Genomic DNA, 22756 nt, shown 5'->3' on the forward strand with positions numbered 1-22756 from the left:
TCAGGCGTCCGCGTGCTGGCGGATGGTGCGTTGTTCGATGCGTTTCTCGAACGTGCCGACGAACAGGCGGTCGACATAGACGCCAGGGGTGTGGATCTGGTCGGGGTCCAGCGAGCCGGTCGGGACGATCTCCTCGACCTCCACGACGGTGACCTTGCCGGCCGTGGCCATCATCGGGTTGAAGTTGCGGGCCGTCTTGCGGAAGACCAGATTGCCGCGCTCGTCGGCCTTCCACGCCTTGACGATCGACAGGTCCGCGACGAGGCCGGTTTCCATGACGTAGTCGCGGCCGTCGAAATTGCGCACCTCCTTGCCCTCGGCGACCAGGGTGCCGACGCCGGTGGCGGTGAAGAAGGCCGGGATGCCGGCGCCGCCCGCGCGGATGCGCTCGGCCAGGGTGCCCTGCGGGTTGAACTCCAGCTGCAGCTCGCCGGCCAGGTACTGGCGCTCGAACTCCTTGTTCTCGCCGACGTAGGACGAGATCATTTTCGCGATCTGGCGCGTCTCCAGAAGCTGGCCGAGGCCGAAGCCGTCCACTCCCGCGTTGTTGGAGATGACCGTCAGGCCTGTCACGCCAGAAGCCTTGAGCCCGGCGATCAGGTTCTCGGGGATGCCGCAGAGGCCGAAGCCGCCGGACATGACGGTCATGCCGTCGAAGGTCAGGCCTTCGAGCGCCGCAGTGGCGTCGGCGTAGATCTTGCGCATCGCTTCCTCGCTTATTTCACCGATGGATGAATATCGGCGTGTTTGACCGCTGCATACGGCGGTCGGGACGCGAGGGCAAGTTAGCGGGGCTCAGCGCGATGCGCCAACAGTAACAGGATGGGACGGCGGCTTGTCGCGCTCGCGGTATTTCGCGCCCTTCAGCATGCCTTTCGCCGCCTCCCAGTGGATTCCCCACATGACCTTCCACGTCAGGAGGGGATGGGTGATCCAGGCGCGAAGCAGTTCTGGGTCGGTCAGGGGGCGGCGCCGGCCGGCAAAGGAGGCGGTGAGGATGGGCTGGTCGCCACGGCGGACGGCGACGACGACGGAGACGGCCTCGCCCGGCGGCCGGACGGTGAAGTCGTAGGTCAGGTCCATGTCCATGAACGGGGAGACGAAGAAGGTCTTTTCCGTCGTCTGGCGGATGGGTCCGGGACCGGGCTCCGAGGGCAGGGCGACGAGGTAGGAGTGGCGCTCGTGGAAGGTGTTCGTGACTTCGTAGAGCAAGGCGGCCAGCGTCCCGTCGACGTGGCGGCAGAAATAGACGCTCAGCGGATTGAAGCCGTAGCCGAGAATGCGCGGCATGGTCATGAGCGAGATGGGGCCGCCGTGCAGGTCGATGCCGGCGGCGGCGAGGTGGATATCGATCTGCTGGCGGAGGGGGGTGGTCGAGCGGTCGCCGTGGTCGCGCGGCGAATAGCTCATCAGGCCGAAGCGGCCGCTCGTCAGCCAGCGCAGGGGGCGGATGCGGGCCTCTGCGGCGTCGATGTCGAGCAGCAGCATGTAGAGGCGGTAGCGCAGGGTATGGTCGAAACCGTAGACGCGGCGGTGGGTGACCTCGCCGACGTAGAGGGCTGAGGCGTCGGCCCTCGTCACGCCGCCTCGGAAAGCGGCGCGGTCGCAACTGGACCGACGACGATCCGGCCGCTTTCGTTCTCGACGGACCAGGGACGACGGACGCCGCCGAGATGTTCCGCGACGGCGAGGCCGGCTTGCAATCCGTCCTCGTGGAAACCCGATCCGAACCAGGCGCCGGCGAACCAGACGCCGCCCTCGCCCTGAAGGGACCAGAGCTCGGACTGGGCGCGGACGGCGGCGACGTCGAAGACCGGGTGCTCGTAGTCCCACTCGCCGAGAATCAGGGACGGGTCGGGCTCGCGCGCGGGGTTGAGGCTGACGAACAGGGGCGGGCCGGACAGGGACTGAAGCTCGTTCATCCAGTAGGTGACGCCGCCTTCGCCCGCGCGGTCGGAGTAGCCCTGGTGCGTCCAGGCGGCCCAGGCCTTGCGCCGCTTGGGCATCAGAGCGACGTCGCGGTGGAGGACCGCGCGGTTGGGACGGTAGCGGATGGCGCCGAGAAGGCGCTCTTCGTCCGAGGTCGGTTGTTCGAGAAGGCGCAAGGCTTGATCCGAATGGGTGGCGAGGACGACCGCGTCGAACCGCTCGATACGACCATCGTCGAAGCGGATGGCGGCGCCCAGCGGGTCGCGGGCGACGCCATGGATGGCGGCGGCCAGGACCGTGCGACCGGCGAAGTCGGCGTGGAGGCGTGTCACATACTCGCGACTGCCGCCGTCGACCGTGCGCCAGGTCGGCTCCAGGTCGTAGGTCAGGAGGTTGTGGTTCATGTAGAACCGCACGAAGGAGGCGGCCGGGTAGCCGGTCATCTGATCGAGCGTCGAGGACCAGATGGCGGCGGCCTGGGGCAACAGGTGGGCGTCGCGGAACAGGCGGCCGTAGCGGTTGCGATCGAGGTATTCGACCAGGGTCTCGCCGGTGCGCTCCATCTCGGCGAGGTCGCGCGGGGCCTGTTTCTGGAAGCGCAGGATGTCGGCGATCATCCGCCAGAACTTCGGGCTCGCCCAGTTTCGGCGCTGGGCGAACAGGGCGGGGATGCCGTGGGTCGAATATTCGAACGCGCCGTCGTCCAGCGTCACCGCGAAGGACATGTGGGCGGGCTTGGTCGGGACCGACAGGTGATCGAACAGAGCGACCAGGTTCGGATAGTTCGGCGGGTTGTAGACGATGAAGCCGGTATCCACCGCGACAGGGGCGGATGGGGTCGGGGCCTGGACGGTATTGGAGTGGCCGCCGATACGGCTGTCGGCCTCGAACAGGGTGACGTCATGCGCCTTCGACAACAGCCAGGCGCACGACAGGCCCGCGATGCCAGAACCGACGACGGCGATGCGCTTCCCGTGAGCCGGATGCGAGGCGACGAGGTGGGCAGACATTCGAGCTCCGACTCAGCGTTATGTGGCTCAGCTACGGGGCGTTGTGTCGACTGGATGACTCATCCAAGGCAAGGCTTGGGACGTATTTGAGACGCACAGCTCAGGATCGCTCCAATGAATCTCGCCAATGTCGCCATCCGCCATCTGCAGGACGCGCCGTTTCCGGACTTCGTGACGCGACCGGCGATCGCCAGCCTGGTGACCGAGGCGCGCAAGAAGCTGGATCGCGAGGGGCCGCACGACAGCGCAGCCTTCGCGCGCGAGATGGCGGAGCGGGCGATCGCCGAGCATACGGATGCCGCCAACGATCAACATTACGAGCTGCCGCCCGAGTTCTTCCGCATTTGCCTGGGGGAGCGGTTGAAATATTCGTGCTGCCTCTATCCGACGGCGATAACGACGCTGGACGAGGCTGAGGAGCTGGCGCTGGCGGAGACGTGCGAGCACGCGGGTCTGGTCGACGGTCAGACGATCCTGGAGTTGGGTTGCGGCTGGGGGTCGCTGAGCCTGTGGATGGCGGAGCGATATCCGAACAGCCGCATCACAGCGGTGTCGAACAGCCATGGGCAGCGCGGCCATATCGAGGCGCAGGCGAAGGCGCGGGGGCTGACCAATCTGCTGGTCATCACCTGCGACATGAACGACTTCCGCCCGCCGATGGCGAACGGGGAGAAGTTCGACCGGATCGTCTCGGTGGAGATGTTCGAGCACATGGCCAACTGGCGGGCGCTGCTGACGCGGGCGCGCAGCTGGCTGAAGGACGACGGACGGATGTTCGTCCACATCTTCACGCACCGGGACGCGCCTTATCGCTTCGACCACAACGACAACGGCGACTTCATCGCCCAGCATTTCTTCACCGGCGGCGTGATGCCCAGCCGAGGACTGATGCGGGAGTTTCCGGACCTTTTCGCGGTCGAGCAGGAGTGGACCTGGAACGGCGAGAACTACGCCCGGACGGCCGAGGACTGGCTGGCGAACATGGACGAGAACGAAGACCGGGTTTTGGAGTTGATGCGCCAGACCTATGGCGACGCCAACGCGAAACTGTGGGTGCGTCGCTGGCGCCGGTTCTATCTGGCGACGGCGGGTCTGTTCGGAAACGACGGCGGCCGGACCTGGGCCGTCAGCCACTATCGCCTGAAGCCGGTTTGAGGATCGCCAAATGCTGAAATGGATCGCCGCCTATGTCGGCTCGGGCGTGGCCTTCGCGGCCGTGGATTTCGTCTGGCTGTCGACCATGACCGACCGGCTCTACAAGCCGGTGATCGGGCCGATCATGAGCCCGAAGCCCGACATGTTCGCTGCGGTCGCCTTCTATCTGATCATGATCGGCGGGATCGTCTTCCTGGCCATCGCGCCGGCGCTGAGGGAAGGCGCCTGGACGCGGGCGGCGCTGAACGGGGCGGTCCTGGGCTTCGTGGCCTATGCGACCTATGACCTGACCAACCAGGCGACCTTGGCGGCTTGGGATGTGAAGCTGACGATCCTGGACCTGATCTGGGGGACCTTCCTCACAACGGTCGCTGCGTCGGCAGGATATTTCGCGGCGGTCGCGGTCGCGGGACGCGCGGCCTGACGATTTCCGACGACCGGTTGTCTTCGCCGGATCGATGATCTCCTATGCCTGCGAAAGCGAGGGGCTTTCGGGGGGACTTTGAAATGCGGATCATTCTGGCGCTGGGCGCACTGGCGATCGTCGGCCTGTCGGGCTGCGTCGAGGACCCCTACGGCTATGGCTACGGACCGGGGTCGGCCTATGGCGGGGGATCATACAGCGGCGGCTACGGCGCGCCCGACCCGAGCGCGCGAGCCAACTACGGCGAGGAATATCTGAGCTCAGGCTTCGACGACGATCCCCGCACGGTGTCGCTGACATCGGGCGGAGAGCTGGACGCCGCCAGCCTGGGCGGCGACTGTGTCGGGATGATCTCGCGGGCGCCCGACTTCCAGCTGACCTACGACGCCGGCGACCTGCCGCTGACATTCGGGGTGTCGAGCTATGAAGATGCGACCCTGGTTATCAACGGGCCCGACGGGCGCTGGTACTGCGACGACGATTCCGGGGGCGGGACCGATCCTGAGGTGACCTTCAACCGTCCGCAGTCTGGGGTGTACGACATCTGGGTCGGAGCCTACGATGGCGAGTCGGGCGACGCTGACCTGTTCATCACCGAACGGAGATAGGCCTGACGGTTGTCTTTCGCGAAGCCTTGATATCTCATTGCCGAGGCGGGCGTCCTCATTCGTCTTGATGACGCGCCGTCACGGGGGTCAGGGCAGGGTCGCGTCCCTGAGTGGAGCGCGACCTATCGAGGAGTGGGACGATGAAGACCGGTTTCGGCTTGGCGATGATGGCGTGCGGCGCTCTGGCGCTGACGGGCGAGGCGGCGTTGGCGGAGTCTGCGGGCGTGCAGAAGGGCGGCCAGAAGAACCAGACGCCGACGGTCGACATCAGCCAGAACGCCACCTTCGGTTCGGTCAGCCTGAGCTCGGGCTTCACGCCGGACCCTTACCGCGTGGACATGTACTCGGGCGGGGACGTGGACGCGACAACCATCGCGGACGGCTGCGTCGGCATGGTGGCGCGGGCGCCGGACTTCCAGCTGACCTACAACGCCGGCAGCCTGCCGCTGATCTTCGGCGTGACCAGCGAGAACGACACGACCCTGGTCATCAACGGGCCGAACGGTCGCTGGTACTGCGACGACGACTCGGGCGACGGCACAAATCCGCTGATGTCGATCCCGGAGCCGCAGTCGGGCGTCTATGACGTGTTCGTCGGCGCATACGGCGGCAACGGCGCGGCGGCGCAGCTCTACGTGACCGAGCTCAACAGCAACGCCTCGGGCGGGGGCGATAGCCAGAGCAACTATGCCGGGGCGGTGGATCCGTTCGAGGCGGCCAACTATGGCACGGTGACTCTCAGCGCGGGCTTCACGCCCGATCCGACCCGGATCAACATGCGCGCGGGCGGCTCGATCGACGCCCAGAACATCGCTTCGCATTGCCGCGGGTTCGTGACCCGGGCGCCGGATGTCGAGCTCAGCTACTCGGCCGGCAGCCTGCCGCTGATCCTGAGCGTGGATAGCTCCAGCGACACCACTCTGGTCGTCAACGGGCCAGACGGACGCTGGTACTGCGACGACGACGGAGGTAACGGCAGCCTGAACCCGGCGCTGCATATCACCAATCCGATGAGCGGGACTTACGACATCTGGGTCGGGACCTACAGCGCCGGCCAGAGCCAGCCGGCGCGTCTGGACATCAGCGAGCTCTACTCCGATTAACCTTTACGCTCGTGCGTGGCGCGTACGCCATGGCGGGGAGGGTTGCGGTCGCGCTATGTCCGAGGCTTGAACTTGCCGGGTCGGGGTGGAGCGTTTGCGCGCGGGTATCAATGCAGTAACGGCGGCTCTGGTCGTCGGGGTCGTGATCGGGCTCGCGCTGACGCCGGACGGTCGCGGCTGGCTGCGTCATCCGACCCTGATGCTGGGTGGTGTGGCCAGCGCCGCGGCGTCGCCTGAGCCGATCGCGCCCGCCGCCGTTCCTGTCGCCGCAGCGCCGGTCGCCCCCACGCTGACCCCGCTGGCCGAGCGGGCCGCGCGGGGACAGCTGAGGATCGGAGTGTTTGGGGACTCCATGGCCGACGGCCTGTGGACCGGCCTCTATCGCGAGATGCGCGGCCATCCGGGCGTGACGGTGACCAAGTTCAGCGAGGTCTCCACCGGCCTGAGCCGCTACGACTACGTCGATATCCAGGCCAAGACGGCGCGCCAGATCGCCGAACAGCCGGTGGATGCGGCGGTGATCCTGTTCGGCACCAACGACGCCCAGGGCATCAGCCTCGACGGCGAGATCCACGACTTCGGCACCGAAGGCTGGAAGGCCGCCTACGCCAAGCGGGTCGACGACCTGGTGGCCCTGCTGCGGGACCAGAACATCGCCGTCTACTGGGTCGGGCTGCCGACGATGAAGCGGGCGAGCTTCGACGCCAAGATGACCCTGATCAACGAGGTCGTGTCGGCGCGGATGGCGGCCCTCGGCGTGCCCTATCTCGAGACCGAGACGATCACGCGGAACGCCGAGGGCGAATACGACGCCTACCTGCCGGAGACGGGTACGGGACGGCGCAGGCTGATGCGGGCCAATGACGGGATTCACATGTCGACGGCCGGCTATCTGCGGATCACCGAACCGGTGGCGGCGCGGCTGAAGCGGGACGCGGGGCTGACGGCTCCGGTCGCAGACCCGGCGGCGTGATCCGGGCGCTGGCCCTCGTCGTCGGATTCGCGCTGGCGGGCTCGGCCGCTGCGCAGGAACGGCCCTACGTCGCCCTGCCGTCGCCGGTGAGCGCGACCTGTCCGGGGGGCCTATGCCAGCCGAACGGTCTGCAAGCCTTCTTCGGCGCCTTGCATCGACGCGGCCCGGTCGAGATCGTGCAGTTCGGCGACAGCCACACGGCGGGGGGTGACATCGCTCGTTCCCTTCTTTGGCGATTGCAGGCGCGCTTCCAGGGGCTTTCGATAAATCTGCATCTGCATGGCGTTGTCGGCGCGACGCTCAACGATCTGGCTGAACGCCAGCCGTTGTTCGATCCAGGGGAGGAAAGCCCGGACCTGGTCGTGATCGCCTATGGCACCAACGAGGGGTTCGACGACCGCGTGACCCCTCGCGCTTACGAAGCGATGCTGCGAGATCAGATCGCTCGGGTCCGAGCGACGGCGCCCACGGCCTCCATCCTGATTCTCGGCGCACCCGAGGCGATGCGGGGCGACGGGGGCGGGCGCTGCCCGGGCGACGCCGATCATCGCTGGAAGGCGCCCGACATGCTGGGCGTGGTGCGGGATGTGCAGCACCGGGTCGCGGCCGAGAATGGCGTCGCGTTCTGGGACTGGAAGGGTCGCATGGGGGGAGACTGTTCGGCCTTCGCCCTGACGCAGGGGGATCAGCCCCTGATGCGCGGCGACCATGTGCATTTCACCTTCGCGGGCGGCGACTGGATCGGGTCGCTGCTGGCCGCAGACCTGATCGCTGCCTACGACCGACGCAGGGACTGACAGGTGTTGTTCCCGACGCTGGCGTTCGGCGTGTTCTTCCTGTTCGTCTATTTCACCGCCTGGTCGCTGGATCGAGAGAACGGGCGGCGCAAGCTGTTCCTCTTGCTGGCCAGCTGGTTCTTCTACGCCCAGTGGGACTGGCGGTTCGTCGGTCTGCTGATCGCCTCGGCCGTGCTGAACTGGGGTGTGGCGGTCCTGATCAACCGCTCGGATGAGCAGGCCAAGCGCAAGTGGCTGGTGGGGCTCGGCGTCGCCTGCAACCTGCTGATCCTGGGCTTCTTCAAATACTACGGCTTCTTCGTCGAACAGGCGGGGGACTTGCTGACCCGGTTCGGGTGGGAGCGCGACCTGCCGCTGCTCCAGATCGTACTCCCGGTGGGGATTTCCTTCTTCACCTTCCAGGGCATTTCGTACGTCGTCGACGTTCATCGCGGCAAGACGCCGGTCGCGAGGTCGCTGCTGGACGTCATGCTGCTGATGAGCTTCTTCCCGCATCTGGTGGCAGGGCCCATCGTGCGGGCCTCGGACCTGTTGCCGCAGTTCGACCGGGCGCCGCGCCTGACGCGGGAGATGGCGACGCACGGCCTGCTGCTGATCTGCTGGGGGCTGTTCAAGAAGACGGTGATCGCGTCGGAGCTGTCGGTGGGGCTGGTCGATCCGGTCTTCTTCGATCCGTCGTCGTACGGGACGCTGGATCTTCTGGCGGCGGTCTATGGCTATGCGGTCCAGATCTATTGCGACTTCTCGGCCTATTCGGACATGGCGATCGGGATCGCGGCCTTGCTCGGCTATTCGTTCCCGCGGAATTTCGACCAGCCTTATCGCGCCAGTTCGATGCAGGACTTCTGGCGGCGCTGGCATATCAGCCTGTCGAGTTGGCTGCGGGACTACCTCTATGTGCCGCTGGGCGGCGGCAAGAAGGGGCTGGTCCGGTCGTGCCTGAACGTCTTCATCACCATGCTGCTGGGCGGGCTGTGGCATGGGGCGGCCTGGACCTTCGTCGCCTGGGGCGCGCTGCATGGCGGGGTGCAGGTTGTGGAGCGGATCGGTAGATCGATCATGGGAACTGAACGGGGTTTGCCGGTCTGGATCACGACGCTCGTCACCTTCCATATCGTCTGCCTGGGCTGGATCCTGTTCCGGGCCGAGACCTTCCCGATGGCGATGGAGGTGCTGATTGGTCTGGGGCGGTTCGAGCCTGCGACGCTCGTGACGCCCTTCCTGCTGGCCCTGATCGTCGGCGGGCTGGCCATGCACTGGCTGCCGCCGCGCGCCGTCGAGGGGATCGCGACCTGGATGAAGCCGGCGCCGTCGCTGACGATGGGGCTGCTGATCGGGGCGGCCATCCTGCTGGTCGAGGCCGTGCGTCCGGACGGCGTCGCCCCCTTCATCTATTTCCAGTTCTAAGCGGGGCGAGATGAGCGACCACCCCGACGAACCGGACATCCCGCTGGCGCCCTTCCCGACGGCGATCCCGACCAATCCCTTCCCGCCGCTGGAGGGAGAGGCGGCCGAGCCCTGGCTGGACGACCCGGTCGAGGACGTGACCCAGGATCCGCCCAGCGACTGGATCGAGGCGGCGGACGCGCACGACCTCCCTACGGCTTCGCCGGAGTCCGTGAATCCGCTGCTGGCTCTGGGCCGGTTCGCCTTCCCGCCCGGAGAGCCGCCGGATGAGGAGGGCGTGGCCGCGCGCGACCGCCGCTGGACCAGCCGGATCATCGTGGTGGCGACGGTCTTCCTGCTGATCTTCAACGCCGCCTCGATCCAGAACTGGTCGCGGCAGCAGGCGCCGGGCTGGGTGACCACGACCGTGCGCCGTCTGGCCGACGTCTGGTCCGAACAGATGGCGCAGCTGGGCGCGGACCAGCCTCGTCAGACCGTGCGGGACGGCTACGAAGCCGCGCGCGACGCGGACTGGCCGGGCGAGGCTATAGGAAGCCCAGACCCCGGCTGACCATGTTCTTCAGGTTGGGGAAGATGAGGTCGAGGTTGGTTTCCGACACCCCCAGCCAACGGCCCATTGTGGCGGCGTACTGATCCACGGAGGTCGTCGGAATGAAGTAGGACGAGGTCATGTCCGGGTTCTTGAAGCCCGTCTGGTCCATGCCGATGGTCGGGAACTGGCCGTAGATGTCGCCGCCCTTCACCGCTCCGCCCATCACCAGATGGTGGCCGCCCCAGGCGTGGTCGGTGCCGTCGCCGTTGGTGGTGAAGGTGCGCGAGAAGTCCGAGGCCGTGAAGGTGGTCACAGCCTCGCGCATGTTCACCCCGCCGAGGTTGGCCAAGGCCTCGTCGAAATAGGCCAGGGCGGTCGCGACCTTCGAAAGGTTGTTGGGCTGGGCGACGTTCTGGACGTCGTGGCTATCGTAGCCGCCGATGGCGACGAAGAAGACCTGACGCTTGACGCCCAGGGTCGGGGCGGAGGCGATCATCCTGGCGACAGTCTGCAGCTGGACGGCCAGGGAGTTGGTCTCGGTCGCTCCGGTGATCGGGTTGCGATAGGCGGGCGCGGCCAGGACGCCTGTCACGCCGGGAGAGGCGAAGGCGGCGTTCAAACTGGTCGCCGCGCCGATCGAGCGGCTAGTGGTGGTCGCATAGTCGGAGGCGAACAGGCTGGCGGCGGAGGTGTCGCGCACGATCTCGCGCACGCGGCCGGGGGCGGTGGCGGAGCCGAACAGGCTGGTCCCGGCCTGGCCGTTGATGACGACGGCGGGCTGGGCGCCCGTGCTCATCTGGTACTGGACGACGTCCTTGCCGGACAGGAAGACGGCGTTGCCCGAGGTGGAGACGGCGGTGAACAGGGCGCTGGTCCCGTTCATCCCAGTCAGAAGATCGCCGAACGCGCCGCCCCAGCCGGTCTGGGCGCCCTCGGTGCGGCCCGCCTGCCAGGTCGACTGCTGGTCGTTGTGCGAGAACAGATTGGTCGGCAGGGCGACGCTGCGGGCCTCGTACTGGGCGCGGGTCACCGGGCGGACCAGAGTGCCGATGTTGGCGACCACGGCCAGGCGACCAGCGTCGAACAGGGTCTTGGCCGGTCCCATGTGCGGGTGCAGGCCGAAGGTGCGGGTGCCGGAGCCGGTGGGAATGGTCTGTATGGTGCGCGGAACGATGGGCAGGACGCCGCCCCAGGCCTCGGGGCGGGCGGCGGCCGAGACGCGGCCGGTCAGGGTGTTGGTCGCGCCGATGGGCGTCGGCGCCATCCCGGCGGGCATCAGGGCGATGGGGTCGGCCCCGGTGTTGCGGGCGGTGAAGTAGCGGTTCCAGCTGTCGGTGTCGGTCGCCAGCACCATGTTGTTGGCGTCATTGCCGCCCAGCATGAAGACGCAGACCAGAGCCTTGTAGTCCGGCGCGCTCTGTCCCACGGCCGAACCGGCGGCGGCGAGCTGGGCGGCGAAGGGCGCGGCCGCGCCGAGCATCGACAAGCCGCCGCCGATCCGCAGCAGCTGGCGGCGAGTGTGGGTTCCGTGGCTCATCGCTGCACCAGATATTCGGGCGAGACCATCGTCATGTAGATGGCGAGCTTCGCGCGGTTGAGTTTGGCCGTGGCGATGGTCGCCTGGTTCGTCGCGGTGGGCTTCGGGATCACCACGCCGTTCAGGCTGTCGATGATGCGGACGCGGAGCGCGTCGCTCATCTGGCCCGAGAGAAGCAGGAGATTCATGCGGTCTACCAGAGCATTGGCATCGTCGGCGATGGCGACCTCGTTCACATAGGCCGAGCGCACGTCGGACCCCGAGCCGATGCCCGAACCGATGACCGTCTGCATGGTGTTGGCATAGCCGGCGACCGTGACCTCGTCGACGATCTGGAACTCCGGCGCGGTCAGGTTCTGGTCGCCCAGGCGCGTATTGGGCGGGACGTAGCCGGGGCGGTAGAAGTTGAACACCGACGGCGAGCTGAGCGGCGACTGGCCCAGGGAGGTGTTCGCACTGGTCGAGGTGATCAGATAATTGCCGCTGATCGAGGCGGCGCCGAAGGCCCGCATCCAGTTCGTCACCCGGATCAGGGGCTCGCGCAATTTGCCGTAGGTCGGAGTGGCGGCGAGGGCCGAGTTGCGCGCCTCCGGATCTAGCAGGATGGCCTTGACCACGGCCTTAAGGTCGCCGCGCACGCCCGCGCCGTTGTTGATGAAGGCGGCCGAGCAGCGGCTGATGTAGCCCGGCGTCGGGTTAGATGTGACAAGCCGCTGGATCAGCCGCTGGCACATGAACGGCGGCACATTGGGATGGTTGAAGATCGTATCCAGGGCGGTCTTCAGATCGTTCGGACCGTTGGCGGCGCCGGCCGGAAGGGTTACGCCGAGGAAGGTCTTCTCGCTGATCGAATGGTAATTCGCGTAGTATATCATCGGCCGGACGGCGGCGTCGACGTTGCGGTTACCGCCGGCGAAGGTGGTGTTGGTCGGCGTCGGACTGTACCAGCTGTAGCCGGTGAAAACCTTGGCCAGGTTCGAGATGTCGGAGGCGGTGTAGCTGGGCAGGGGCTGGCCTGAGCCGTCGCGCCGGATCGTGCCGTCGTCGTTCAGCATATAGGTGCCGATCGACATCAGCTGCAGCACTTCGCGGGCGAAGTTTTCGTCGGGCTTGCGCCCCGAGGCCGTGTCTTCCTTCTGGTTGCCCAGGTGGGTCAGATAGCGGCCCATCTGGGGATGCAGGGAGACCTGTTCGAGAAGGTTGCGGTAGTTGCCGAAGGCGTTGTCGCCCAGCATGTCGTAGTAGGAGGCCGCGCCTCGCGCATCGATGGCGCTGTCCAGCAGGGAAATGACGAAGATCTCCGACAGAGCCAGCTTCATCCGCTCACGCAGCTGCGCCTGACCCGTCGCCGCGTAGAGCCAGTAGCTTTCGTAGAACTGGTTGGCGCCGACGGTCGCCGACGGATTGGTCAGCTTCATCTGGGCCAAACGATTGTCCATGTAGGCCAGATGCGAGGCGGAGACGGCGCTGAGCTGTCGATCCAGATAGGCCTCATAGCCGATGGCCAGCACAGTCTTAATGTCGGCGTCTGTGGGCCCGAAGGTGGCCTGGGTCAGGAAGCGCGCCGCTGTCTGCGCATTAGCGGGCGTCGTGTCGAGCGGGGTCGTGCCCTCGTGCGATCCACCCAGCCCGGCGAAGACCTGTCCGTCACCGCACGACGACAGGCCGACCGCAAGCGCGACGGACAGGGCAAGAAACCGCAGTTTCTTTATCATGATCTCGTTCACGCCAGGTCCCCCGACCAGCTTCACTATACTTTGGTGAAACGCTGCTTGCTGAGAGGTTTACACCGACACGGTGAATTGTTCCCTCGGAGTGACTTCACGAGTTCGTGCGCGGCTTGGCTGTGAGGGGCGGCTCTCGCCAAAGCGCGGCCACCTGCCTACACATGTGGGCGCCGAGTGTTGGGGGATGTCGAATGTTGATCCGTGTCGTGTTGAGCGCCGTCGTGGGCTTGTCCGCGGCGAACACAGGGTGGGCCCAGACGGCCGCGCCGCCCGCGCCCGCCGTCACCGCCGCCGCCGCCCCGACCGAGGCCGACGAGGCGCCGAAGTGGGACGTGCAGAACCCGCCGGGTCCGTCGACCGAGGCGGCGATCGACGTCACCGAAGGCACCTGGATGGCGCTGGACGTCAGTCCGGACGGACGCGAGATCGTCTTCGACCTGCTGGGCGACATCTATGTCATGCCGAGCGGCGGCGGGCAGGCGCGGGCCATTGCTTCTGGGGTCGCCTGGGACATGCAGCCGAAATACTCGCCGGACGGGACGAAGATCGCTTTCACCTCCGACCGCGACGGCGGCGACAACATCTGGGTCATGGACCGCGACGGCTCGAACCCGACGCAGGTGTCGGACGAGAGCTTCCGCCTCTTGAACTCGCCCGACTGGTCGCCGGACGGCGAGTTCATCGTAGGTCGCAAACACTTCACCTCGTCCCGGTCGCTGGGGGCCGGCGAGATGTGGATGTATCACCGCAGCGGCGGAGGCGGCGTGCAACTGACCACGCGCCGGACGCCGCAGAAGGATTCGGGCGAGCCCGCCTTCTCGCCGGACGGCCGCTATCTGTATTTCTCCGACGACAACACGCCGGGCGACACCTTCCAGTATTCCAAGGACGTCAACGGCGAGATCTACGTCATCCAGCGGCTGGATCGCGAGACGGGCGAGGTCGAGGAGTTCCTGGGCGGGCCGGGCGGATCGATCCGGCCGACACCCTCGCCGGACGGCAAGTCCCTGGCCTTCATCCGGCGCGTTCGCTACCAGTCGACCCTGTTCGTGATGGACATCGAGAGCGGGCGCGAGACGGCGATCTATTCCGGTCTCGACCGCGACATGCAGGAGACCTGGGCGATCCACGGCGTCTATCCAGCCATGAGCTGGACGCCGGACAACCGCTCGATCGTCTTCTGGGCCGGCGGGCACATCAACCGCATCGACGTGACCTCGCGCGAGGTCACGAATATCCCGTTTCACGTCGCCGACACCCGCCGCGTGACCGAGGCCGTGCGGTTCCCGGTCGACGTCGCGCCCGACACCTTCGACGTGAAGATGGTGCGCTGGGCCCGGACCTCGCCGGACGGTTCGCGCGTCGTCTATGAGGCGCTGGGCAATCTGTGGATCAAGGATCTGCCCGATGGGACGCCACGTCGCCTGACGCGCCAGACCGATCATTTCGAGCTCTATCCCAACTGGTCGCGGGACGGCCGATCGATCGTCTACACCACCTGGGACGACCAGGACCTGGGGACCGTGCGGGTCATCCCGGCCGGCGGCGGCGAGGGGCGGGTCGTGACCCGCAACCCCGGGCACTATATCGAGCCGAGCTTCTCTCCGGACGGCCGGACCATTGTCTATCGCACGGTCGCCGACGGAACCCTGACCTCGGGCCTGTGGAGCCGCGAGCCGGGCATCTATCGCATCCCGGCGGCGGGCGGGGAGGCGACCTTCGTCACCGACGACGGAACGACGCCCCAGTTCGGCGCCTCGAACGACCGCATCTATTTCACCGGCCGCGAGGACGGGAAGGCGGCGCTGAAGTCGTCGGACCTGAACGGCCATGACGAACGCACCCACCTGCTCAGCGAATGGGCGGCGGACTTCGTTTTGTCGCCGGACGAGCACTGGATCGCCTGGACCGAGCGGTTCAACGCCTATGTCGCGCCGTTTACGCGCACGGGGCGGCCGGTGACCCTGTCGGCGGACGGCAAGGCCTTGCCGCAGACGCGCTTCACCCGCGACGCCGGGGACTGGCTGACCTGGTCGGGCGACAGCTCCAGCCTGAGCTGGTCGCTGGGGCCGCAGCTGTTCAGCCGCCCGCTGAACCAGGGCTTCGCCTTCGTCGAGGGCGCGCCGGACGACCTGCCCAAGCCGCCGGAGACGGGGATCAACCTCGGCTTCACTCAGGCCGCCGATCGTCCCGAGGGTCGTCTGGCCCTGACCGGCGCGCGCATCGTCACCATGAACGGCGACCGCGTCATCGAGGACGGGATCATCGTCACCAACGGCAACCGCATCGAGGCCATCGGTCCGCGTAGCGAGGTGACGGTCCCGGCCGGCGCCGTCGTCGTGGACGTGGCCGGCAAGACCATCATCCCCGGCATCGTCGACGCCCACTGGCACGGCTCCATGGGGTCGGACGAGATCATCCCTCAACAGAGTTGGGTCGACTACGCGGCCCTGGCGTTCGGCGTGACCACGATCCACGATCCGTCGAACGACACGTCGGAGATCTTCGCTCACTCCGAACTGGCCCGCGCCGGTCGGGTCGTGGCGCCGCGCATCTTCTCGACGGGAACCATCCTGTATGGCGCCAACACGCCGTTCACGGCGGTGGTCAACGATCTGGACGACGCCCTGTCGGCCCTGCGCCGCCAGCAGGCGGTCGGCGCCTGGAGCGTCAAGAGCTACAACCAGCCGCGCCGCGACCAGCGCCAGCAGATCATCGAGGCGGCGCGCCAGCTGCACATGAACGTCGTGCCCGAGGGCGGGTCCCTCTACCAGCACAACATGACGATGATCGTGGACGGTCATACGACGATCGAACATTCGATCCCGGTGGCCCACCTGTACGACGACGTCCGCGACCTCTGGCGTCAGTCGCAGACCGCCTACAACCCGACTCTGGTCGTGGCCTATGGGGGGTCGTCGGGCGAGAATTACTGGTACCAGGAGAGCGAGGTCTGGAACCATCCGATCCTGACCCAATATGTGCCGCGTCGTCTGCTGGACGCCCGCGCGCGACGCCCGGTGACCCAGCCGGCCAACGAGTGGAACCACATTCAGATCGCCGAACAGGCCAAGGCGCTGAACGACCTCGGCGTCGTCGTCGAGATCGGCGCCCACGGCCAGCGCGAGGGGCTGGGCGCGCACTGGGAAATGTGGATGCTGCAACAGGGCGGCTTCACCCCGATGGAGGCTTTGCGCGCCGCGACCCTGAACGGCGCGCGCGCCCTAGGAATGGATCGCGACGTGGGCTCGCTGGAGGTCGGGAAGCTCGCCGATCTCGTGGTGCTCGACGCCAATCCCCTGGAGAGCATCCGCAACACGACGTCGATCCGCTACACCCTGGCCAATGGACGCCTCTACGACACTCGCATGAACGAGGTCGGGCTGCGCGAGCGGGCCCGGAAGCCGTTCTGGTTCGAGAACGAGAGCGACCAGGGCTTCGCGGTCGGGGCGACCGACGCCGAAGGGCACGGGCACGGGGGCGACTGAGGCAGCGAATGAGATATGAACAATCACGTCATTTGACGCCCGTTCCGAACGCCGCGACCGCGTCGGCCGAGGACGGTCAGCGGATCGTCCTGCCCAGCCGGAGGCGCCGGCGAACACCGTCATCGCGGCCGCCGGGCGCCGGTCTGACAAGCGGAACCGTTGGCCACGCCCGGACTTATCTTCGGGATCGAACGTCGCCGACGGAGCCCTTGATGCCTCGCTATTTCTTCCGCCTCAGCAACGGCGACGTGCTGCGGGACGAAGATGGCGAGGAACTGCCGGATAACGGTGCGGCCTGCGCGGCGGCCCTGGACGTGTTCGCCGAGACTATCCCGTCGAAACAAACGGATTTGATGGACGGCGGGGAGTACGAAGTCATGGTCACCGACGCGGACGACCGTCAGATCTACAGCATCACCGCCCAGGGACGTCGCTTCGTATGAGCGTTTCGGACAGGGATCCCGACGGGAATCGGCTGTGGGCGCAGATGTCGGCCGACGACAAGGCGGCGTTGCGCCCGTTCATGACCTTGAGGCACCTGCCCCAGGGCGACGTCGTCACGCAGACGGGAGAAGAGGTGAAGGTCGTCTATCTGCCCGTGTCGGCGGACGTGGCCAACGTCATCAGTTTCGAGGACGGGCGATCGGGCATGGCCACCAATGTCGGGCGCGAGGGCGTGACGGGCCTGGCCGCCTTTCTCGCCGACGAACCGTGCGGCTGGGACGTGGAGGTCCAGATCGCGGGCGACGCCTGGGCTCTGCCGGCCAGCGCTCTGAAGGCCCGCGTCATGGACAGTCCTCCCCTGCTGCGGCTGCTGATGCGTCTGACCCACAACAACCAGATCGAGGCGGCTCAGAACGCGGTCTGCAACGCCGTGCACACGGTGACGCCGCGACTGGCGCGCTGGCTATTGACCATCCAGGATCGGACGGGGCGAGACGAGTTCCACCTGACCCAGGACGATCTGGCCACGACGATGAGCGTGCGGCGCACCACGGTGAATGCCTCCTGGCAGGAGCTCAGCAAGCTTGGCGGAATCAAGAGTCGACGCGGCGTCGTGAAGATCGTCAGCCGAGACATTCTCGGGCATGCGTCCTGCGAATGCTACGCCGCGCTGCGACAGCGAACTGCGCCCATGGACTAAGACGCCGCGATCGTGCGCTCAGATCCGGCCCCCCCTCGCTCCGCCGGGCGTTTCAAATGCTTCAGCGATGCGCTGCCGAGCCCATCGGCGACAAGCGGTCGGATTTTGGCATGCGTCATCAAGGGCTGGCCCACGACCGCCGGCTCGAGAGAGAGCCTGCGTGGGCTAGACAGAGAGGCGATCGCGAGGAATCCGCAAGGTCACGGTCAGCCCCTCGACGTCCCAGTCGTATTCCGCAGCGCCTGAAAACTGATGTTTGAGAATGCGATCCAGGAGTCCGCTGCCGAACCCGCGGGTCGGGCTCGGCCTGCAAACAGGCGGACCCCCGCGCTCAATCCAGACGATCTCCACAACCTCGTCCTGGAGCTGGCTCGAGACATCGAGCAGCCCGGTGTCGGATGACAGGGCGCCGTATTTGACCGAGTTGGTGGCCAGTTCGTGCAGGACGAGAGCGAGGTTTGTCGCCGCCGTTTCGCCGATGGTCAGGCGTGGAACGGCGACGCGGACCCGTCCCTGGAATGCGCCGGTCGCGTCGTACGGTGTCAGCAGAACCGAAAGCAGATCGCCGAGGAGGGCGCTGGTCTGGGGCTCGCCGGCTCTCGGGCGGACAAGATCGTGGGCCCGTCCGAGCGCTGCGAGACGCTGGGTCAACTCGCGGGCCATGTCCTCGGTGGACGCCGTGGACTTCGAGGTCATGGACGCGAGCGCGCCCGCGATGGCGATCAGGTTCTTGACCCGATGGCTCATTTCTCCGGCAAGAAGCTCATGAGCCTCCTCGGCCCGCTTGCGGCCTGTGACGTCGAGGAAGACGCCGAACATGACGCGGCCGACGATGCCTTCGTCGTCGCCTCGACCTCTCGCCGAAACCCAGTGGATGTCGTCGGAAATCATGATCCGGAAGTCGATTTCGTAGGGACCGACGATCCCGCGCGTCGCGGTGAAGGCGGTGCGCACCCGGTCCCTGTCAGCGGGGTGGATCCGTTCCGACAGATCCTCGAATGAAACCTCGTCCTCTGTTTCGAGACCCCACAGACGGTAACCGATGTCGTCCATGGTCAGCCGATCCGTGTCGACGTTCCAGGACCACAGGGCGATGCCTGCAGCCTTGACGGCAAGGCGAAGGTGGATCTCGTTCCAGACAGGCGCGACGGGTTGGGTCTCGACGGGGCTCAACGCAAACTCACCCAAACAGCAGAACAGGCGCAACAGTATGAGCCGGGGACGATAGCTTACAAGAAAGTTCACCGTCAGTCGTGAACCGGACCTGACGGATCGAGTTGTGGGGTGATGCGGACCTCAACCATGCCCTACGCCCTGGCGGTCGACGATGACGCCATCATCAGGCTGGACGCGTGCCAGATACTCGAGGCCGCCGGGTTCAGGTGCGTTGACGCGGGATCCGGCGACGAGGCCCTTGGGGTTCTCTCTGCGGATCCGGATCGTTTCACTGTGCTTTGCACCGATGTCGAGATGCCGGGCTCGACGGACGGCTTCGCCTTGGCTCGGCGCGTCGCTCAGCATTGGCCGCATATCGAGATCGTGGTCTCCAGCGGTCGCGCCAAACCCACGCCGGAATGCCTGCCGAGCAAGGCGGTCTTCATTCCGAAGCCTTTTTCAGCTGAGATCGTCCACAGCGAGCTGCGTCGACTTCTGCCGGACGGGAAAAAGCCGACACCTTTGTGAAACCCGGTCTGACGCTGCCGCGGCTCCGCGCTTTCCTCGGCTCCCGCGGTTCTTTCACTCGGGCGAGGTCATCGCGATCGCGATCTCCGCTGTGGTCGCCTAGCGGTCACCCGCCGCTCGCCAGCCGTTCTTGATCGTCATCGGGATTCAGCTCTCCAGATGCTTTTGTTCGAACCTACGACCCGCTGATTGTGAGCTCTGCCGTAACGGAGTTGGCGCAGAGGCTAGCCCGCGGAATCGCGGACCCGCGCATCTGGATGCGTTAAGGCCACGGATAGTGACCGTTTGTCAGCCTTGGCCTGAGTCTCGTCGAGATGCAGATGTTAGCGAGGCTTATGTGACCGTCGTCCCGCAGAACCGGATATGGCCCACCCATGCTCGAGGGGATGACCTGCGGTCGATGCGCAAGCTGAGCCAATCTTCCATTCCGCCAGACGGATTGTCGCTGTGAGGTTATTCGGAAGCGTCGATGTGGTATGGATGCTGCGGCAAAACCGAGACGCGCCGGTCCCCCGGGCGCTAGGTTGATGCGGAGGTCCGACGGATGACCCCCCTAACCATGAAGCTGGAGCAGTGCACGGCTTTGAGCGAGGCCGAGCGTCGCCGTCTCGATCGATTGTCCGAGTTTCCCGCAAAGCATTTCGACGCCGGTGACGTGATCCTCGCGGAAGGCCAACGGGTGGATCGAATCCATCTTGTGACCGATGGCTTCGCCGCACGGGTGAAGTCGCTGCCTGACGGGTTGAGACAGATCGTCGCCTTCATGATCCCGGGTGACCTCTGCGACCTGGAAGTGTTCGTGCTCGAGCGTATGGATCACGACATCATCGCCATGGCTCCGACCCGGTGCGCCCTGATCCCCATGCAGGAAATCACCGAACTGCTGACTGAGGTCACGACCCTGACCAAGGCCCTGTGGTGGTCAACCATGACGGACCTTGCCGTGCTTAGAAATCGCATCGTCGATCAGGGGCGACGTGAGGCGCCGGAGCGTCTCGCGCACCTCTTCTACGAACTGTTGATCCGCTATCGCATGATCGGAATGGCGGCGGACAATTCCTACCCCCTGCCGCTTTCCCAGACCGGTCTGGCCGATGCGGCGGGAATCTCTCCGGTCCATGCAAACCGCAGCCTGAGCCTGCTCCGCGCTGAACGACTGGTCGAGCTCGATCGGGGGGTGGTGACCGTCCTGAATCCAGCCGGGCTCAAGCGCATCGCCGGCTTCGAGGCCGGCTACCTTCATATGGCGCGCACCGAGCACCCGACGAATGTCTCTCACCGGGCGGAGGACCTGATCTAGATCGGGAACCAGAACAAGGCGCGGATGGGGCTGCTTAACATAGTATAATGCGACCTTCACCGTTATCCGCCAACGCCGAGGCATGGTTGGAAGGTCTAAGGCCGGTGAGTCGGCGTCTACAGCGGAGCTGCGTTTTGGCGAGTTCCTGCAGCTGACGACAGAGGCGCGTGAGTTCCTCGCCAATCTGTTCGGGCCGCCGCAAAGCCTGGCTCGACAGCATGTGCTGCGGCATGACGGAGACCCGCCCACCCACCTTTACCTGCTGGTGGAGGGATGGGTCTCAGCCTCGCTTGCGGTGACATCTGGCAAGCAGCAGACGGTCAAAATTCATCTTCCCGGAGACGTTCTCGGTGCGCCGAGCCTGCCGGTCGCACGGGCGGCGGAGGCGCTGACGGCCCTGACTCCGGTCGTGGTGCGCTCTGTCTCGCGCGCCGACTTCATGACGGCCGTTGCGCGATGTCCGCGCTTCGCCGTGTCGGTGTTCCTGAGCGCGCAAAAGGAGAGGCTTGCGCTGATGAGCACGCTGGCGCTGGTGGGGCAGACTGAGGGCGGTTCGCGCATCGCCGGGATGTTGATCGATCTCTACGACCGTCTGACGGTGTTGGGCCGGACGGAAGGCGGCCACATGCCTCTGCCGCTGACCCAGCATCAGATCGGGGAGCTGGTCGGACTCAGCCCCGTCCACGTGAACCGGAAGATTCGCGAGTTCGAGCAGGCGGGTCTGATCCTGCGGGAAACGCGGACGGTCCAGTTGCTGGACATCGACAAGTTGCGCGAGATGGCGGGCCTCACCGCGCATGAGTATCTGCGCGACCCGGAATGGATTTCCCTTCCGTGAGCGCCGGCCAGAGCAAATGGTCAGGCCTTGGCGAGCATGGCCGACGGCTCGCGCACCGTGATCCGGCTGCGGGAATAGGCGATCTGCTTCTCTCGCTTCATCTCCTTCATCACCGCGCAGACGGTGGTGCGCTGCAGGCCGGTCAGACGCGCGATATCGGCTTGAGTGATCTGAAGGGGCGACTGACCCGTCTGCATGTCGCCGAGGCGAGAGAGCAGCCACTGGACACGTTTCGCGGCGCTATCCTGCAGATTGGCGATGGCGCGGTCGCGGGTTTCTTCTACGGTCTGGACGAGCCAGGACATGACCGCGCCCGAGAAGTCGTGGGAACGCGCGAGCAGCGCGGTGACGAAGGCGCGCTGGACGAGGAAGGCGCGGCCCGGAACCTCGATGATCCATGTCGCAGGCCTGACTTCCTCGTTGACCGTCTCGAACAGCCCGACGACCCCGCGCCGGTCGACCCACCCGCCCAGCAGGCCGGAAGCGCGGCATTCCATCCGCACCACAGCGCACAGCGGGAACCAGAGAAGCCCGTCGGACGGATCCAGGAGATCGCCCGCACTGAGCACCACCGTCTTGCCCGGCAAAAGATCGGCGCCCGCCGCCGCGAGGAGGATGTTCGGCGATGGCGGGGTGATCGGCAGCGCGCCGTCGGAGCTCACGACCGGTCTCCTTCGCGACCGAGCATGGCGACTTCCTTCTCGTCGAGATAGATGCGCGCCGCGCGCGCGCTGGCGTGATCTCTCAGAAGGCGCTGCGCCTGCGCCTTGGCGTCCTCAACAGACGCCACGTCCAGCGGCTCCATATGCGGCGTGCTAGACCCCGCCAGCTCGATAAAACAGAAATAGGTCACACGACCTCCCGGTCCATTCAGGCGGGAGTGTACGGCGTGCGGCGCCGATTTCTTCCAATGATGTGCGCCTGACAGCTTAGCACGTGATCAAAGAAGACTAGCAGCTACAGCAGCGCTGTCGTTATCATATGTTGTCCTTGTGAGAATGAGTTGTGTAATGCAAAGCTTGTCGCCGGGCGGGTCAAGCATCCCAGCTAAGCTTGAAATGCGAGGGAAGTAGAGCTTGGTCGTGAATGGAGAACTCACAT

22 protein-coding genes are annotated in these 22756 nt (G+C 66.1%); 14 read left to right on the plus strand and 8 right to left on the minus strand.

Annotated features, from left to right (window positions below; translation table 11 throughout):
* The 3 genes from O5O43_RS03485 to O5O43_RS03495 all read right to left on the minus strand — a co-directional run bounded on the left by O5O43_RS03485 (position 1) and on the right by O5O43_RS03495 (position 2939).
* Complete coding sequence (locus O5O43_RS03485) at positions 1-705, minus strand: CoA transferase subunit A (RefSeq protein ID WP_271085531.1); 705 nt, start codon at positions 703-705, stop codon at positions 1-3.
* Between the two features lie 90 nt (positions 706-795).
* A complete protein-coding gene (locus tag O5O43_RS03490) occupies positions 796-1581 on the minus strand; it encodes a DUF1365 domain-containing protein (RefSeq protein WP_271085532.1) in 786 nt (261 codons plus the stop codon).
* Positions 1578-2939 carry an FAD-dependent oxidoreductase gene (locus O5O43_RS03495; RefSeq protein ID WP_271085533.1) on the minus strand — a complete coding sequence of 454 codons (1362 nt, stop codon included), beginning with the start codon at positions 2937-2939 and terminating at the stop codon, positions 1578-1580. The genes O5O43_RS03490 and O5O43_RS03495 overlap by 4 nt, the downstream gene beginning before the upstream one ends.
* A 114-nt stretch (positions 2940-3053) precedes the next feature.
* Between O5O43_RS03495 and O5O43_RS03500 the strand changes: the two genes are divergently transcribed.
* From O5O43_RS03500 to O5O43_RS03535, 8 genes are all read left to right on the plus strand, one after another.
* On the plus strand, positions 3054-4094 hold the full coding sequence (locus O5O43_RS03500) for a cyclopropane-fatty-acyl-phospholipid synthase family protein (RefSeq protein WP_271085534.1): 1041 nt from the start codon (positions 3054-3056) through the stop codon (positions 4092-4094).
* 10 nt (positions 4095-4104) lie between these two features.
* A complete protein-coding gene (locus O5O43_RS03505; protein ID WP_271085535.1) occupies positions 4105-4518 on the plus strand; it encodes a DUF2177 family protein in 414 nt (137 codons plus the stop codon).
* 83 nt (positions 4519-4601) lie between these two features.
* Complete coding sequence (locus O5O43_RS03510; RefSeq protein ID WP_271085536.1) at positions 4602-5126, plus strand: peptidase S1; 525 nt, start codon at positions 4602-4604, stop codon at positions 5124-5126.
* A gap of 140 nt (positions 5127-5266) precedes the next feature.
* On the plus strand, positions 5267-6229 hold the full coding sequence (locus tag O5O43_RS03515; RefSeq protein ID WP_271085537.1) for a peptidase: 963 nt from the start codon (positions 5267-5269) through the stop codon (positions 6227-6229).
* A 94-nt stretch (positions 6230-6323) separates the two neighbouring features.
* Complete coding sequence (locus tag O5O43_RS03520; protein ID WP_271085538.1) at positions 6324-7202, plus strand: DUF459 domain-containing protein; 879 nt, start codon at positions 6324-6326, stop codon at positions 7200-7202.
* Positions 7199-7999, plus strand: a complete 801-nt coding sequence (locus O5O43_RS03525; RefSeq protein WP_271085539.1) for a GDSL-type esterase/lipase family protein — start codon at positions 7199-7201, stop codon at positions 7997-7999. Before O5O43_RS03520 ends, O5O43_RS03525 begins: the two co-directional genes overlap by 4 nt.
* A 3-nt stretch (positions 8000-8002) precedes the next feature.
* On the plus strand, positions 8003-9406 hold the full coding sequence (locus O5O43_RS03530) for an MBOAT family protein (protein ID WP_271085540.1): 1404 nt from the start codon (positions 8003-8005) through the stop codon (positions 9404-9406).
* Between the two features lie 10 nt (positions 9407-9416).
* A complete protein-coding gene (locus O5O43_RS03535; RefSeq protein ID WP_271085541.1) occupies positions 9417-9956 on the plus strand; it encodes a hypothetical protein in 540 nt (179 codons plus the stop codon).
* On the opposite strand, the gene O5O43_RS03540 is transcribed toward O5O43_RS03535, so the two are convergent.
* Complete coding sequence (locus O5O43_RS03540) at positions 9931-11475, minus strand: DUF1501 domain-containing protein (protein ID WP_271085542.1); 1545 nt, start codon at positions 11473-11475, stop codon at positions 9931-9933. The genes O5O43_RS03535 and O5O43_RS03540 overlap by 26 nt on opposite strands.
* Positions 11472-13190, minus strand: a complete 1719-nt coding sequence (locus O5O43_RS03545) for a DUF1800 domain-containing protein (protein ID WP_271085543.1) — start codon at positions 13188-13190, stop codon at positions 11472-11474. Before O5O43_RS03545 ends, O5O43_RS03540 begins: the two co-directional genes overlap by 4 nt.
* Positions 13191-13393: 203 nt before the next feature.
* Here O5O43_RS03545 and O5O43_RS03550 point away from each other — a divergent pair, with 203 nt between their 5' ends.
* The 3 genes from O5O43_RS03550 to O5O43_RS03560 all read left to right on the plus strand — a co-directional run bounded on the left by O5O43_RS03550 (position 13394) and on the right by O5O43_RS03560 (position 17834).
* A complete protein-coding gene (locus tag O5O43_RS03550) occupies positions 13394-16690 on the plus strand; it encodes an amidohydrolase family protein (RefSeq protein WP_271085544.1) in 3297 nt (1098 codons plus the stop codon).
* A 212-nt stretch (positions 16691-16902) separates the two neighbouring features.
* On the plus strand, positions 16903-17133 hold the full coding sequence (locus tag O5O43_RS03555) for a hypothetical protein (protein WP_271085545.1): 231 nt from the start codon (positions 16903-16905) through the stop codon (positions 17131-17133).
* A complete protein-coding gene (locus O5O43_RS03560; protein ID WP_271085546.1) occupies positions 17130-17834 on the plus strand; it encodes a Crp/Fnr family transcriptional regulator in 705 nt (234 codons plus the stop codon). The genes O5O43_RS03555 and O5O43_RS03560 overlap by 4 nt, the downstream gene beginning before the upstream one ends.
* Positions 17835-17999: 165 nt before the next feature.
* On the opposite strand, the gene O5O43_RS03565 is transcribed toward O5O43_RS03560, so the two are convergent.
* On the minus strand, positions 18000-19007 hold the full coding sequence (locus O5O43_RS03565; protein ID WP_271085547.1) for an HWE histidine kinase domain-containing protein: 1008 nt from the start codon (positions 19005-19007) through the stop codon (positions 18000-18002).
* A 129-nt stretch (positions 19008-19136) separates the two neighbouring features.
* Between O5O43_RS03565 and O5O43_RS03570 the strand changes: the two genes are divergently transcribed.
* The 3 genes from O5O43_RS03570 (at position 19137) to O5O43_RS03580 (ending at position 21655) form a co-directional block, all read left to right on the plus strand.
* Positions 19137-19517, plus strand: coding sequence for a response regulator (locus O5O43_RS03570; protein WP_271085548.1), 381 nt, complete (start codon positions 19137-19139; stop codon positions 19515-19517).
* Between the two features lie 544 nt (positions 19518-20061).
* On the plus strand, positions 20062-20817 hold the full coding sequence (locus O5O43_RS03575; RefSeq protein ID WP_271085549.1) for a Crp/Fnr family transcriptional regulator: 756 nt from the start codon (positions 20062-20064) through the stop codon (positions 20815-20817).
* An 82-nt stretch (positions 20818-20899) separates the two neighbouring features.
* Entirely contained in the window at positions 20900-21655 is a 756-nt protein-coding gene (locus tag O5O43_RS03580) for a Crp/Fnr family transcriptional regulator (RefSeq protein WP_271085550.1), read from the plus strand.
* A 20-nt stretch (positions 21656-21675) separates the two neighbouring features.
* Here the strand turns inward: O5O43_RS03580 and O5O43_RS03585 are convergent, their stop codons facing one another.
* Positions 21676-22317 (minus strand): helix-turn-helix domain-containing protein, encoded by a 642-nt coding sequence (locus tag O5O43_RS03585; RefSeq protein WP_271085551.1) that lies wholly within the window; start codon positions 22315-22317, stop codon positions 21676-21678.
* Positions 22314-22508 carry a hypothetical protein gene (locus O5O43_RS03590; RefSeq protein ID WP_271085552.1) on the minus strand — a complete coding sequence of 65 codons (195 nt, stop codon included), beginning with the start codon at positions 22506-22508 and terminating at the stop codon, positions 22314-22316. Before O5O43_RS03590 ends, O5O43_RS03585 begins: the two co-directional genes overlap by 4 nt.
* Between the last annotated feature and the right edge of the window lie 248 nt (positions 22509-22756).

Source organism: Brevundimonas sp. NIBR11 (assembly GCF_027912535.1).
Lineage (GTDB): Bacteria > Pseudomonadota > Alphaproteobacteria > Caulobacterales > Caulobacteraceae > Brevundimonas.